We start from the raw sequence: 14,858 nt of genomic DNA on the forward strand, positions 1-14,858 counted from the left end.
AACCCATGCCAGCCCCCAAGCGTCCCGGCGCGATCCGCAAGAACAAGAAGGGCCCCCTGGTCGGCACCGGCGGCCACGGCCGCAAGGCCCTCGAGGGCCGGGGCCCCACCCCCAAGGCCGAGGACCGCCCGTACCACAAGGCGCACAAGCTGAAGAAGGCCGCCGAGCGCCGGCAGAGCCTGGGCGGCCGCTCACCGGCCCGGACCCGCGGCAAGGTCCAGGAGGACCTCGTCACCGGGCGGAACTCAGTGGTCGAGGCGCTGCGCGCGGACATCCCCGCCAAGGCCCTGTACGCGGCGAGCAAGATCGACGTCGACGACCGCGTGCGCGAGATCCTGCAGCTCTGCGCCGAGCGGGGGATCACGATCCTCGAGGCCTCCAAGGGCGAGCTCGACCGGCTCACCAGCGACGCCGTGCACCAGGGCGTGGCCCTGCAGGTGCCGGCCTACGAGTACCAGGATGCCGTGGAGGCCGCCCGGAAGTTCATGACCCAGTGGGAGAAGCGGCACATCCGCCGCCCGCCGCTGATGGTCGCCCTCGACGGGATCACCGACCCCCGCAACCTCGGCGCCATCATCCGCAGCGTCTCCGCGTTCTCCGGCAACGCCGTGATCGTGCCCGAGCGCCGGTCCGTGGGCGTCACGGCCTCCGCCTGGAAGACCAGCGCCGGTGCCGCGGCCCGGGTGCCCGTCACGAAGGCGGCCAACCTCAACCGCACGCTCGAGGAGCTCAAGGCCATGGGCTACTTCGTGGTCGGCCTCGACGGGGGAGGCGACGTCGAGCTGCCCGGGCTCGAGCTGGCCACCGAGCCGCTCGTCATCGTGGTGGGCTCGGAGGGCAAGGGCCTGTCCCGCCTGGTCACGGAGAACTGCGACCAGATCGTCTCCATCCCCATCGACTCCACGATGGAGTCGCTCAACGCCTCGATGGCCGTGGGCATCACCCTGTACGAGGTGTCGCGACGCCGTGCTGGTTCCTGAGCCCCGGCGGCAGGACACCGGTCGGCCGTACGTCTCCCACCCCTACCCCCTCGGGGTCCACCCCTCGCCGGAGCGCGACGGCAGCGCGAACGTGGCGGTCTACGCCCCGGGGATCCCCGACCTGGACATCGTCCTCCGGCTGCCCGGCGGGCGCTGGCAGCGCCGACGGCTCACCGGCCGCACCGGCGGCGTGCACCACGGGACGATCCCGCCGGCCGAGCAGCAGCGGCTCTCGGAGACGGAGTTCGACGACCTGCGGCACCGGGACGAGGCCCCCGCCCTGCCTGCCGGCACGGAGTACGGCTTCGTGCCCGCCGACTCGCCGGTCGCCTCCCGGCACCGCTCCCCGGACCCGGCGGACCAGCAGATCCTGCTCGACCCCTACGGCAAGGGGCTGCGCCGCGTCGCCCCGCCGCCCGGGGTCGCCGACCCCGGCCCCGACGCCTACGGGGGTCGTTACGTGTCCGTCGTCGTCCAGCAGGACTTCGACTGGGACGAGGACCGCCGTCCCGCCACCCCGTGGCGGGACACCGTCGTCTACGAGGCGCACGTCAAGGGTCTGACCGCCCTGCACCCCGACATCCCGGAACACCTCCGGGGCACGTACGCGGGGCTCGCGCACCCCGCGATGACCGAGTACCTCACGTCCCTGGGCGTCACGGCCGTCGAGCTCCTGCCCGTGCACGCCCACCTGGACGAGCCCCACCTCACGTCGCTCGGGCTCAGCAACTACTGGGGCTACAACACGCTCGGCTTCTTCGCCCCGCACGCCGGCTACGCGACCGAGGCCGCCCGGGCCCGGGGGCCGCAGGGCGTGCTCGACGAGTTCAAAGCCATGGTCCGGGAGCTGCACCGCGCCGGGCTCGAGGTCTACCTCGACGTCGTCTACAACCACACGGCAGAGGCCGGCCAGGAGGAGCCCGCCTACTGCTGGCGGGGACTCGGCGACGAGGCCTACTACCGACACGGCGAGGACGGCCGCTACGTGGACGTCACGGGGTGCGGCAACTCCGTGAACTTCGGCAACCCGCGGGTGGTGCAGATGGCGCTGGACTCCCTGCGCTACTGGGTGGAGGGCTGCCACGTGGACGGCTTCCGCTTCGACCTCGCCCCCGAGCTGGCCCGGGACGAGCGACACCGCTTCACCCGCAACCACCCCTTCCTCGTGGCCGTCGGCGCCGATCCCGCCCTGTTCGGGACGAAGCTCATCGCCGAGCCCTGGGACGTGGGCATGGGCGGATGGCAGACCGGTCACTTCCCCGAGGGGTGGGCCGACTGGAACGACCGCTTCCGGGACACCGTCCGCGACTTCTGGCTCACCGGCCCGCGCAGCATGAGCCTGGGCGGGGACGGCGGCAACGCCGCACGGCTCGCCGGGGCGCTCGCGGGCTCCTCGGACATGTTCGCCGCGTCCGGTCGCAGCGCCCTGGCGTCCCTGAACTTCGTGACCGCCCACGACGGCTTCACCCTGGCGGACCTCGTCTCCTACGACAACAAGCACAACCAGGACAACCTGGAGAAGAACCGGGACGGGACCAACGACAACCACTCGTGGAACCACGGGGTGGAGGGCCCGGCGCGCGACGTCCGGATCCGGGCCGACCGGGCCCAGACCGCGCGCAACGTCATGGCCACCCTGCTCTTCTCCCAGGGCGTGCCCATGATCACGGCCGGGGACGAGTTCGGCCGCACCCAGCGCGGCAACAACAACGCCTACTGCCAGGACAACGAGCTGTCCTGGGTGGACTGGCGGCTCACCCCGGCGGACCGCGCCATGCTCGCGGCCACCCGCTCCCTGGTGGGCGTGCGGGGGGAGTTCCTGGCGGGGCAGCCGTCCCACTTCCCGACCCGCCCCGACGAGGTGATGATGCACTGGTTCGGCCCCGACGGTTCGGCCATGACCGCCACCGGCTGGCAGACCCCCGGGGCCCGGACCATCCAGGTGCTGATCGGGTCCCGCGGCGGCCGGGTGGCGGGGCTCATGGTCGTCAACGGCGCGAGCGCCGACATGGCGATCACCTTCCCGGACCTCGCGGACCTCCTGCGCCCGGGCGAGCACGGGCACCCCCTGGAGAAGGCCGACGGCGTCTACTCCCTGGTGCACAGCACGGCCTCCGTGCTGCACGGGCGCTACGGCACGCGCTACCGGGCGGGCCAGGCGCAGGGCGTTCCCGCCGGCTCGGTGACCCTCTTCCGGGTGCTCTGAGCTTCCGGGGGCGCTGACCTTCCGGGCGCGCTGAGCGGCGGAGGCCCACGCACAGGAGGGGCCGCACCCGTGGGTCACGGGTGCGGCCCCTCCTGTGCCGCGCCGGCTCAGGCGTTGGTCACCAGGCCCAGCTCCGCCTTGTCGGCGAGCTCGGGGTGGGCGGGCAGCACCCGCACGGTGTAGCCGAACGGTCCCGAGCGGTCCACGGTGATGCTCCCGCAGAACTTGTGCCGGCCGCCGCCCAGGTCGTCGACCGGGCTCAGGCCCGCGTACTTGCGCTCGTGGATGTGGTCCGTCTCCGAGACCCGGCCGTACCCGATCTCCGCGCACACGTCGTCGGGGCTCAGGGAGCCGAGCGAGAGGTACGCGCACACCGTGAGCTCGTCGCCGATCTGCGGCTCCTGGGCCACGCCCTCGGCGTCCACGTGCTCGACCGCCACCTGGTCCCACCCCTGGCGCACGCGCCCGACCCACCGGGACTTCGCCCGGGCGGCCGCGTGGCCGTCCAGCGCGGCCCGGCGGCCGGAGACCGCGGCCGGCACGTAGAGGTGCCGCACGTAGTCCTCGAGCATGCGCTTGGCGGAGACCTGCGGGCCCAGTGTCGCCAGGGTGTGCTTGACCATGGCCAGCCACTGGTGCGGCACGCCGTCGGTGTTCGGGTCCGAGCCCTCCGCCGTCTCGCCGTAGAACCGCGGGGCCACGTGGTTCTCGATGAGCTCGTAGAGCGCGGCGGCCTCGATGTCGTCGCGCTCGTCCGGGTGCGCGCCCTCGTCGGCGGTCGGGATGGCCCAGCCGTTCTGCCCGTCGTACATCTCGTCCCACCAGCCGTCGAGCACCGAGAGGTTCAGCCCGCCGTTGAGGGCGGCCTTCATCCCGGACGTGCCGCACGCCTCGAGCGGGCGCAGCGGGTTGTTCAGCCACACGTCGCAGCCCGGGAAGAGGGTCCGGGCCATCGCGATGTCGTAGTTGGGGAGGAACACGATCCGGTGGCGCACCTCCGGGTCGTCCGTGAAGCGCACGAGGTCCTGGATCAGGCGCTTGCCCTGCTCGTCGGCCGGGTGCGACTTCCCGGCGACCACGAGCTGCACGGGGTGCTCCGGGTCCAGCAGGATCCGCTTGAGCCGCTGCGGGTCCCTCAGCATGAGCGTGAGCCGCTTGTAGGTGGGCACCCGGCGGGCGAAGCCGATCGTGAGCACGCCCGGGTCGAGGACCGTGTCGGTCCAGCCCAGCTCGGCGTCGGCGAGACCGCGCTTCTTCCACGACGCTCGCAGCCGCGCCCGGACGTCCTCCACCAGCCGGGTCCGCAGCTCCCGGCGGACGGACCACAGCTCGGCGTCGTCGGCGCCGTAGATCCGGCGCCACCGCGCGGCCCGGTTGAGGTCGGAGCCCATCGGGTCGAGGGCCAGTTCCGCCATGCGCGGGTCGATCCACGTCATCACGTGCACGCCGTTGGTGATCGAGCCGATCGGCACCTCGTCGACGTCGAAGCCCGGCCACAGTCCCTGGAACATGCCCCGGGAGACCACGCCGTGCAGCTTGGCCACCCCGTTGGCGCGCTGGGCCAGGCGCAGGCCCATGACCGCCATGTTGAACTTGGCGGGGTCGCCGCCGTCGTAGTCCTCGGCGCCCAGGGACAGGACCTTGGCCGTGGGCACGGACGGGGCGAGGCCCGCGTTGAGGAAGTGCTCGATCTGCGCCTGCTCGAACCGGTCGATGCCCGCGGGCACCGGGGTGTGGGTCGTGAACACGGTGGCCGAGCGCACCGCGGTCAGGGCCTCGTCCCACGTCATCGGCTCGGTCCCGTCCGCCGGGTCCATGAGCTCCGCGATCCGCTCGACGCCCAGGAACCCGGCGTGGCCCTCGTTGCAGTGGAAGACCTCCGGGGCGGGTGCCCCGGTCAGTCGGGAGAAGGCCCGCAGCGCCCGGATCCCGCCCATCCCGAGGAGCAGCTCCTGCTGGAGCCGGTGGTCGCCGCCGCCGCCGTAGAGGCGGTCCGTGACGTTGCGGGCGTGGTCGTCGTTGTCCGGGATGTCCGAGTCGAGCAGCAGCAGGGGGACGCGGCCGACGTCGGCCCGCCAGACGTGGGCGGACAGGGAACGGCCGTTGGGCAGGGGCAGGGTGATGCGGACGGGGCTCCCGTCCTCCTCCCGCAGCAGGGCCAGCGGCATGCCGTCCGGGTCGAGCACGGGGTAGGACTCCTGCTGCCACGCGTCGCGGGACAGGGACTGCTTGAAGTAGCCGTGCTGGTAGAAGAGGCCGACCCCCACCACCGGCACGCCGAGGTCCGAGGCGCTCTTGAGGTGGTCGCCGGCGAGGATCCCGAGCCCGCCCGAGTACTGGGGGAGCACGGAGGTGACGCCGTACTCGGCGGAGAAGTAGGCGATGGCCCTCGGGGCGTCCCCCGTCTGGGTCTTCTGGTACCACAGGTCGTCGGTGAGGTAGCGCTCGAGGTCGGCGTCCAGCTCCTCGATCCGGCGCACCGTGGCGGGGTCCTGGGCGATCTGCTGGATCTCCTCGCGGGTGAGGGAGCCGAGGAGCTTGACGGGGTCCCCGTGGACCGCGTCCCAGGCCTGCGGGTTCAGCTCGGCGAACAACTGTTCGGTGGGCCGGTGCCAGGACCAGCGGAGGTTCCTCGCAAGTCGGCTCAGAGGGGCGATGGACTCCGGCAGCACGGTGCGCACGGTGAATCTACGGATTGCCTTCACGCCGTCAGACTACCGGTGCCGCGGCGGCGGAGGGCGGCGCCACGGCCCACCCGTCCCACGGCGCGCCGGGCCGCCCCACCGGCGCCGCGACACCGTCCCACGGTTCGACAGCGGGCTTAACGATCGCCGGGTTTGTCGCTAACGTGGTCCAGGTGAGCCAAGCCAACACGCCGCCCCCGTCCGACCCGGCCTCGAGCCCGGCCGGCGCGCCCGCCCCCGACCCCTCGACGACACCCGCCCTTCCCGCCGCCGGGACCGGTGCCCCCGCGGCGCCGGCCGAGCAGCCCGCGAAGAAGGCGCCGGCCCGGCGCCGAGCGTCCACCGCCCGGAAGACCCCGGACGCGGCGGCCCCGGCGCCCGTGGCCGACGAGCCCGGCATCGCCGTCGTCCCCGCGGCGGAGCCCAAGCCGCGTGCCAAGCGGACCTCGACGACCAGGACCGCCGCCACGAAGGCGCCCGCGGCCGCCAAGGCTCCGGCCGCCAAGGCCGGCACCACGAGGACTGCCACCGCCAGGAAGACCACCACGCCCCGGAAGGCGACGACCACCCGCCGGAAGGCCGCCGGCTCGGCGTTCTCCCGCGAGGACCTGGTCTACGGCCGGATCCCGGTCGTCGGCGTCAGCCCCGTGGTCGAGGGCGGGCGCTTCCCGGCCAAGGCCGTGCCGGGCGAGTCGATCCGGGTGGGCGCCACCGTGTTCCGCGAGGGCCACGACGCCCTGGGCGTGACCGCGGTGCTGTACGACCCGCAGGGCGCGGAGGCCGAGCGCGTGCCGATGCGCCTCACCACTCCCGGCACGGACCGCTACGAGGCGTGGCTGACGCCGACCGCCGAGGGCGCCTGGACCTTCGCCGTCGAGGGCTGGGGCGACCTGTTCGAGACGTGGCGCCACGCCGCCGAGATCAAGCTGGGCGTCGGCCAGGACGTCGACCTCATGATGGCGGAGGGCGTCGTGCTCTTCGACCGCGCCGCCGCGGAGCCGGGCCGCCCGGACTCCGACGCCGAGCTGTTCCGCTCGGTCTCGCGCACGCTCGGCAACGGCGAGCTGCCCGCCGAGCACCGGCTCGAGGCCGGCACCTCCGCCGAGGTCCTGGCCGTGGTCGCCGAGCGGCCCGTGCGGGACCTCGTGACCGAGAGCCGCCGCTACCCGCTGAAGGTCGAGCGCGCCGCCGCCGGCCGTGGGTCCTGGTACGAGTTCTTCCCCCGCTCCGAGGGCGCCGTCTTCGACGCCGAGTCCGGCACGTGGACCTCCGGCACCTTCCGGACCGCCGCGGAGAGCCTCGACCGCGTCGCCGCCATGGGCTTCGACGTCATCTACCTGCCCCCGATCCACCCGATCGGCCACGCCCACCGCAAGGGCCCCAACAACACGCTGGTGGCCGGTCCGCAGGACCCGGGGTCCCCGTGGGCCATCGGCGCCGCCGAGGGCGGGCACGACGCGATCCACCCCGACCTCGGCTCGTTCGAGGACTTCGACGGATTCGTGGCCCGCGCCGCGGACCTCGGCCTCGAGGTGGCCCTGGACCTCGCCCTGCAGGCCTCCCCGGACCACCCGTGGGTCACGGCGCACCCGGAGTGGTTCACGACCCGGGCCGACGGCTCCATCGCGTACGCGGAGAACCCGCCGAAGAAGTACCAGGACATCTACCCGATCAACTTCGACAACGACCCCGAGGGCCTGTCCCTCGAGGTGCTGCGGATCGTGGAGCTGTGGATCGCCCACGGCGTGAAGATCTTCCGGGTCGACAACCCGCACACCAAGCCCCTGTGGTTCTGGGAGTGGCTGATCGGCACCGTCAACGCCAAGCACCCCGACGTCGTGTTCCTCGCCGAGGCGTTCACCCGCCCCGCCATGATGCAGGGCCTCGCCCGGGTCGGCTTCCAGCAGTCCTACTCGTACTTCACCTGGCGCAACACCAAGAAGGAGATCGAGGAGTACCTGGAGGAGATCAGCCACGAGACCTCGGCGGTGTACCGGCCGAACTTCTTCGTGAACACCCCCGACATCCTCACCGAGTACCTGCAGTTCGGCGGTCCCGCGGCCTTCAAGATCCGTGCCGTCCTGGCCGCCACCGGCTCGCCCCTCTGGGGCGTCTACGCCGGCTACGAGCTGTACGAGCACGTGGCGCGGGCGGGTGCCGAGGAGTACGTCGACAACGAGAAGTACCAGTACCGGCCCCGCGACTTCGCCGGCGCCGAGGAGCGCGGCGAGTCCCTGGCCCCGTACCTCACGCGGCTCAACGAGATCCGGCGCCGGCACGCCTCCCTGGGCGACCTGCAGAACCTGACGGTGCAGTCCACGTCCGACGACGCCCTGGTCGCCTACTCGAAGACGAAGACCGTCCGGCACGGGGGCTCGAGCTACAAGGACACGGTCATCGTGGTCGTCAACGTGGACCCGCACGCGGTCCGCGAGGGCACCGTGTGGCTGGACCTGGAGTCCCTGGACCTGGACGACGCGGACTTCAACGAGGACGGCAGCTTCTGGGTGGACGACCTGCTCAGCGGGCACTCGTGGAAGTGGGGCACGCACAACTACGTGCGCCTGGACCCGCACTACGACCCCGCGCACGTCCTGCACGTCCGCCGCAACGTGAAGTAGGGGCTCGACCGCTCCCCGTCGGGGCCCTCCCGGGCGACACCCCGGGAGGGCCCCTCCTCAGCACCGATGGCCTCCGACCCACCTGTCCGAAAGGCGGCACCCCCGCATGAGCATCTCGCCGTACTCGCTCAACGCCCCCGGCATCTCCCACGACCCCGACTGGTTCCGCAAAGCGGTGTTCTACGAGGTGCTCGTCCGGGCGTTCTCCGACGCCAACGGTGACGGCTCGGGCGACTTCTCCGGCCTGATCGACAAGCTCGACTACCTGCAGTGGCTGGGCATCGACTGCCTCTGGCTGCCGCCGTTCTTCGAGTCCCCGCTGCGCGACGGCGGCTACGACATCTCGGACTACTACTCCGTGCTCGACGAGTTCGGCACGATCAGCGACTTCAAGCGACTCGTGGCCGAGGCGCACGCCCGCGGCCTGCGGGTGATCATCGACCTCCCGCTCAACCACACGAGCGACCAGCACCCGTGGTTCCAGGCTTCCCGCGAGGACCCCGAGGGGCCCTACGGCGACTTCTACGTCTGGTCCGACACGGACGAGCTGTACCAGGACGCCCGGATCATCTTCGTGGACACCGAGGAGTCGAACTGGACGTTCGACCCGATCCGCCGCCAGTTCTTCTGGCACCGGTTCTTCTCCCACCAGCCGGACCTCAACTTCGAGAACCCCGCCGTGGTGGAGGCCGTCCACGACGTGGTGAAGTTCTGGCTCGACATGGGCATCGACGGCTTCCGGGCCGACGCGATCCCGTACCTGATCGAGGAGGAGGGGACCAACTGCGAGAACCTCCCCGGCACCCACGACTTCCTGGTCGACCTGCGGCGCATGATCGACGACCAGTACCCGGGGCGCGTGGTGGTCGCCGAGGCGAACCAGATGCCGCACGAGGTGGTGGAGTACTTCGGCAGCGAGGAGAGCCCGGAGTGCCACATGTGCTTCCACTTCCCGATCATGCCGCGGATCTTCTACGCGCTGCGGGACCAGAAGGCCGGCCCGATCGTGGAGACCATGCACGAGACCCCGGACATCCCGCGCGGCACCCAGTGGGGCACGTTCCTGCGCAACCACGACGAGCTGACCCTCGAGATGGTGACCACCGAGGAGCGCCAGGCGATGCTCGGCTGGTACGCCCCTGACTCCCGCATGCGCGCCAACGTGGGCATCCGCCGCCGGCTGGCACCCCTGCTGGACAACTCGCGGGCCGAGATCGAGCTGATCCACGCCCTGCTCCTGTCCCTGCCGGGGAGCCCGTTCCTGTACTACGGGGACGAGATCGGGATGGGCGACAACATCTGGCTCGACGACCGCGACGCGTCCCGCACCCCGATGCAGTGGACCCCGGACCGCAACGCCGGGTTCTCCAAGGCGGACCCGGGCAAGCTGTACCTGCCGGTCGTGCAGTCGCTGGTCTACCACTACAACCAGGTCAACGTGGAGGCGCAGCTGGCGTCGTCGTCGTCCCTGCTGCACTGGATGCGCCAGATGCTCGCGGTGCGCAAGGCGCACCCGGCCTTCGGCCTCGGCTCCTACGTCAACGTGGAGACGGACCACGACTCCGTGCTCGCGTTCCTGCGCGTGCTCCCCGACGAGGAGACCGACGACGGGCGCGGCGAGACCGTGCTGTGCCTGTTCAACCTCGCCCACACCCCCGCCTTCGCGCGGATCCGGATGCCGCAGTTCGCGGGACGCGGGCTGCGCGAGCTCTTCGGCGGCGACCTGTTCGGCGAGGTGGACGAGGCCGGGGAGTACCGCATCACCCTCGGCAGCCAGGACTTCTTCTGGCTGCGTCTGCGGGCGGCCGCCCGCGACGACGGCTCGGCCCCGCAGACCACGGCCATGCCGATCATCACCGCGACCAAGTCCTGAGCGCGTCCGCGCGTCCGGCCACCTCCACGCCCGTCCCGGAAGGACCCGATCCTATGACCGACCAGCACCCCGACGAGCTCCTCGACCTCCTGCGCCGGTGGCTGCCGCGGCAGCGGTGGTTCCCCTTCGCCGACGGGGGTGCGGGAGTGGAGCTGCGGGTCGTCGCCCAGCTGGCCCTGCCGGACCAGGAGGGCGCCGGCGCCCGGATCCTCCTGGTGGAGGCCTCCGAGGGGGCGCGCACCGAACTCCTCCAGGTGCCGCTGAGCTTCCGCGCCGCTCCCCTCGAGGGCGCCGAGCGCTTCCTCGTCGGGGAGCTGGCACCGGCCGCGGCCGAGGAGGCCGGGACGGGCGTCCCGCAGGAGGAGAACGCCACGCCGCGCCGCGCCGCGCGCTTCCTCCGGGACCGGGCGGCCCGCGCCGGCCGCGCCGTGGCCCACCGCACCGGGCTGCCGCTGCCCGGCGCGGAGGAGGCCGTGGCCGGTCCGTGGGTCTACGACGGGGTCGGGGACCCGGCCTTCGTCGGGCCGGTCCTCGGGCTCATGCAGCGCGCGGAATCCGTCAGCTCCGGCCCCCTCGGGATGACCGTGACCGGTGCGCACGGCGACGTGCTGCGCGTCCCCTACGCGGTCGAGACGTCCGAGCAGGTTCGTGTGATCTCGAGCGAGCAGTCGAACTCCTCGGTGATCCTCACCCCGCCCGCGGGCCGGGCGGACGCCGACGCCGTGATCGTGAAGTTCTTCCGGGTGCTGGGGGAGGGCGACAACCCCGACGTCGAGGTGGGCCGCGAGCTCACCGCGCTCGGCTGCCCCGCGGTGCCGAGCACCTTCGGGTGGCTCGACGCCCGCTGGCGCACCGGGCTGAGCACCGTGCAGGGCCAGCTGGCCGTGGCCACCGAGTTCCTCGCCGGCTCCGCCGACGCGTGGGGACGGGCCGTCCAGGCCGCCGAGCAGGGTGTGGACTTCTCCGAGGAGGCCCGGGAACTGGGCCGCACGACCGCGCGCGTGCACCGCGACCTGGGCCGCGCGTTCGGCGCGGACGCCCCCGACGACGCGGCCCGCGCCCGTCTCCTGAACGACCTCGGAGGGCGCCTGCGCTGGGCCCGCACCGAGACCGGCTCCCTGTTCTCGGAGCACGCGGCCGCCCTCGACCAGCTGATCACGTCCCTCGACGACGTGCCGGAGCTGCCTCCGCTGCAGCGGATCCACGGCGACTACCACCTGGGTCAGGTCCTGCAGACCGAGGACGGGCAGTTCAAGGTCCTGGACTTCGAGGGGGAGCCCCTGCGCGCCATCGAGGAGCGCACCCGCCCGGACGTCGCCCTGCGCGACGTGGTCGGCATGCTGCGCTCCTTCGACTACGCCGCCGCCTTCGGGGCCCGTGCCGGCGCGGATGACGCCGAGGAGTGGGGCCGGCGCGCCGGCGACGCCTTCCTGGCGGGCTACGAGCAGGGCGCGGGGCACGCGGTGGACCGCGGTTCCCCCCTGTTCCTGGCGCTGTGGCTGGACAAGGCCCTGTACGAGGTCGTCTACGAGCAGCGCAACCGCCCCGACTGGGTGGACGTCCCGGCCGCGGCGGTTCGCCGTTCACTGGTGAGCCTCCGGTCGCGTAGCGTGAACCCTGATACCGCCGGTGCGGACCCCGCGTCCGGCACCGACCACGACGACGACAGCTCCCGGTCCGCGCGGCTCATCCCGGCGGCAGCGGGAACGGAAATCGAGGACGCAGTGAGCCCCAGCACTCCGCAGGACCGATCCGACCCCGCCCAGACGTCCCGAGCCGTCCCGGCCGGACACGACGTGGCACCCGCGGGGCCGGCGCCCGTGGCCGAGCACGTGCTGGCCGCGGTGTCCGAGGGCCGTCACCACGACCCGCACGGCGTCCTGGGCGCCCACCTCAACCCGGACGGCAGCGTCACCGTGCGCACGCTGCGCCGGTTCGCGACGGCCGTGGCGGTCGTGACGCAGGACGGCACCTTCGAGCTCGAGCACGAGTGGGGCGGCATCTTCACGGGCGTGGTCCCGGCGCACGAACCGGGGCGGATCCCCGACTACCGCGTGGACGTGACCTACCGGGACCTGGAGCCGCAGCGGCTGGACGACCCGTACCGCTTCGGGCCGACCCTCGGCGAGCTGGACCTCCACCTCATCGGCGAGGGCCGCCACGAGACGCTGTGGACCGTCCTCGGCGCGCACGTGCGCCGCTACCCCTCGGCGATGGGCGACATCACCGGCGTGGCGTTCGCCGTGTGGGCGCCCAACGCCCAGGCGGTGCGGGTCATCGGCGACTTCAACGGCTGGGACGGCAGCGAGCACGCCATGCGCTCCCTCGGCTCCTCGGGCGTGTGGGAGATCTTCGTACCGGGCCTGGGCTCCGGCGCCACCTACAAGTTCCGCATCCTCGGCCGGGACGGCGGCTGGCGCGAGAAGGCGGACCCCATGGCTTTCGGCACCGAGGTGCCGCCGTCCACCGCGTCCCGCGTCTTCGAGTCCGACTACGAGTTCCAGGACGACGACTGGATGGCGCGCCGCGCGGCGACCGATCCGCACAACGCGCCCATGAGCGTCTACGAGCTGCACATCGGCTCGTGGCGCAAGGGCCTCGGCTACAAGGACCTCGCGAAGGAGCTCGTCGAGTACCTCACCTGGCAGGGCTTCACCCACGTGGAGTTCATGCCCGTGGCGGAGCACCCGTTCGGCGGGTCCTGGGGCTACCAGGTGACGTCCTACTACGCGCCGTCCTCCCGCTTCGGCAGCCCGGACGAGTTCCGCTACCTCGTGGACAAGCTGCACCAGGCCGGCATCGGCGTGATCGTGGACTGGGTCCCGGGCCACTTCCCGAAGGACGAGTGGGCGCTGGCCCGCTTCGACGGGGAGCCCCTGTACGAGCACGCCGACCCCCGCCGGGGCGAGCACAAGGACTGGGGGACGCTGATCCCCGACTACGGCCGCAACGAGGTCCGGAACTTCCTGGTGGCCAACGCCTCCTACTGGCTCGAGGAGTTCCACGTGGACGGTCTGCGCGTGGACGCGGTCGCGTCCATGCTCTACCTCGACTACTCGCGCAACGAGGGGGAGTGGGAGCCCAACGTCTACGGCGGCCGGGAGAACCTCGAGGCGATCGCGTTCCTCAAGGAGGCCAACGCCACCGCGTACAAGCGCACCCCGGGGGTCGTCATGATCGCCGAGGAGTCGACGTCCTACCCGGGCGTGACCCGGCCGACCGACGCCGACGGGCTGGGCTTCGGGCTCAAGTGGAACATGGGGTGGATGAACGACACCCTCGAGTACATGGCGGAGGACCCGGTCAACCGGTACTACCACCACAACAAGCTCACGTTCTCGCTGGTCTACGCGTTCTCGGAGAACTTCCTGCTCCCGATCTCCCACGACGAGGTCGTCTACGGCAAGGGCTCCCTGCTGCGCAAGATGCCGGGCGACCGGTGGCAGCAGCTCGCCAACGTCCGCGCCTACCTGGCGTTCATGTGGGCCCACCCCGGCAAGCAGCTGATCTTCATGGGCACGGAGTACGCCCAGGAGTCGGAGTGGTCCCAGGAGCACGGCCTGGACTGGTGGCTCTCCGAGACCCCGCCGCACAAGGGCGTCCAGGAGCTGGTGCGCACCCTCAACGGGATCTACCGCGAGACCCCCGCGCTGTACGAGCGGGACAACAACCCCGCCGGGTTCGAGTGGATCGACGCGGCCGACGCCGGGCGCAACACCCTCTCCTTCACCCGCTGGGACGAGCAGGGCAACCCGCTCGTGTGCGTGGCGAACTTCGCCGGCAACCCGCACGAGAACTTCCGGCTGGGTCTGCCGTGGGCGGGGGAGTGGGTCGAGGTGCTCAACACGGACTCCGAGCTCTTCGGCGGCTCCGGCGTGGGCAACCTCGGCAAGGTCACCGCCACGGAGGGCGCCCACAACGGCAACCCCGCCTCGGTCGAGCTGACCGTCCCGCCGCTGGCGGTCCTGTACCTCAAGCCGGCCGAGCACTGATCCGACCCCGGCGGCGCCCGCGAGGTGTCGACCGGAGTCACGGGAAGGGCCCGGATCCTCGGATCCGGGCCCTTCCGCCGTCCCCGGCAACGGCGCGGGGCGCCCGGGAGACCCCTCGACGGGCGGCGGCAGGGCGGTCCCGGCGGCCGGTTTGCACGGGCCGCGGAAACGGAGTAACTTCTTCCAAGTCGTCGCGGCGAGGAACTCCTCCGGGAGAGCCACGGGACGGCATCCCACACCGGACGGTCTGCACCGAGCAACCAGCGAGTTGCGCGGAGTCGGAAGAGTGTTAGGGTGGGAGATTGTGAGCTTCGCCGGAAGGCGGCGCCGTCACGATCAGGTAACCAAGAGTTCACCTGAGATTGACCGGGGCCGACCGGAAGGGCTAAGGTTGCAGAGCACTCCGGCAGCAAGGTGTCAAGCGAGACACGCTGATCGGTCTGTTGTTTGAGAACTCAATAGTGTGCCATGTTTGTTGATACCGGATGTTTTATTCGGTTGA

6 protein-coding genes are annotated in these 14,858 nt (G+C 72.0%); 5 read left to right on the forward strand and 1 reads right to left on the reverse strand.

Going from position 1 to position 14,858, the window contains the following annotated elements; all coding sequences use genetic code 11:
- Positions 1-5: 5 nt before the first annotated feature.
- Complete coding sequence (gene rlmB / locus ACYVM4_RS01730) at positions 6-980, forward strand: 23S rRNA (guanosine(2251)-2'-O)-methyltransferase RlmB (protein ID WP_460667448.1); 975 nt, start codon at positions 6-8, stop codon at positions 978-980.
- The gene (gene glgX, locus ACYVM4_RS01735) at positions 967-3,186 is read left to right on the forward strand and encodes a glycogen debranching protein GlgX (protein ID WP_460667449.1); all 2,220 of its coding nucleotides are present in this window, start codon (positions 967-969) and stop codon (positions 3,184-3,186) included. The genes rlmB and glgX overlap by 14 nt, the downstream gene beginning before the upstream one ends.
- 107 nt (positions 3,187-3,293) lie before the next feature.
- Here the strand turns inward: glgX and glgP are convergent, their stop codons facing one another.
- Positions 3,294-5,891: an alpha-glucan family phosphorylase gene (gene glgP / locus ACYVM4_RS01740; RefSeq protein ID WP_460667450.1), complete on the reverse strand. Its 2,598-nt coding sequence runs from the start codon at positions 5,889-5,891 to the stop codon at positions 3,294-3,296.
- Between the two features lie 143 nt (positions 5,892-6,034).
- Here glgP and ACYVM4_RS01745 point away from each other — a divergent pair, with 143 nt between their 5' ends.
- The 3 genes from ACYVM4_RS01745 to glgB all read left to right on the forward strand — a co-directional run bounded on the left by ACYVM4_RS01745 (position 6,035) and on the right by glgB (position 14,356).
- On the forward strand, positions 6,035-8,491 hold the full coding sequence (locus ACYVM4_RS01745; RefSeq protein ID WP_460667451.1) for an alpha-1,4-glucan--maltose-1-phosphate maltosyltransferase: 2,457 nt from the start codon (positions 6,035-6,037) through the stop codon (positions 8,489-8,491).
- A 106-nt stretch (positions 8,492-8,597) separates the two neighbouring features.
- The gene (treS, locus tag ACYVM4_RS01750) at positions 8,598-10,364 is read left to right on the forward strand and encodes a maltose alpha-D-glucosyltransferase (protein WP_368820792.1); all 1,767 of its coding nucleotides are present in this window, start codon (positions 8,598-8,600) and stop codon (positions 10,362-10,364) included.
- A 53-nt stretch (positions 10,365-10,417) separates the two neighbouring features.
- The gene (gene glgB / locus ACYVM4_RS01755) at positions 10,418-14,356 is read left to right on the forward strand and encodes a 1,4-alpha-glucan branching protein GlgB (protein WP_460667452.1); all 3,939 of its coding nucleotides are present in this window, start codon (positions 10,418-10,420) and stop codon (positions 14,354-14,356) included.
- Positions 14,357-14,858 lie beyond the last annotated feature (502 nt).

It is taken from the genome of Kocuria himachalensis, assembly GCF_054784195.1.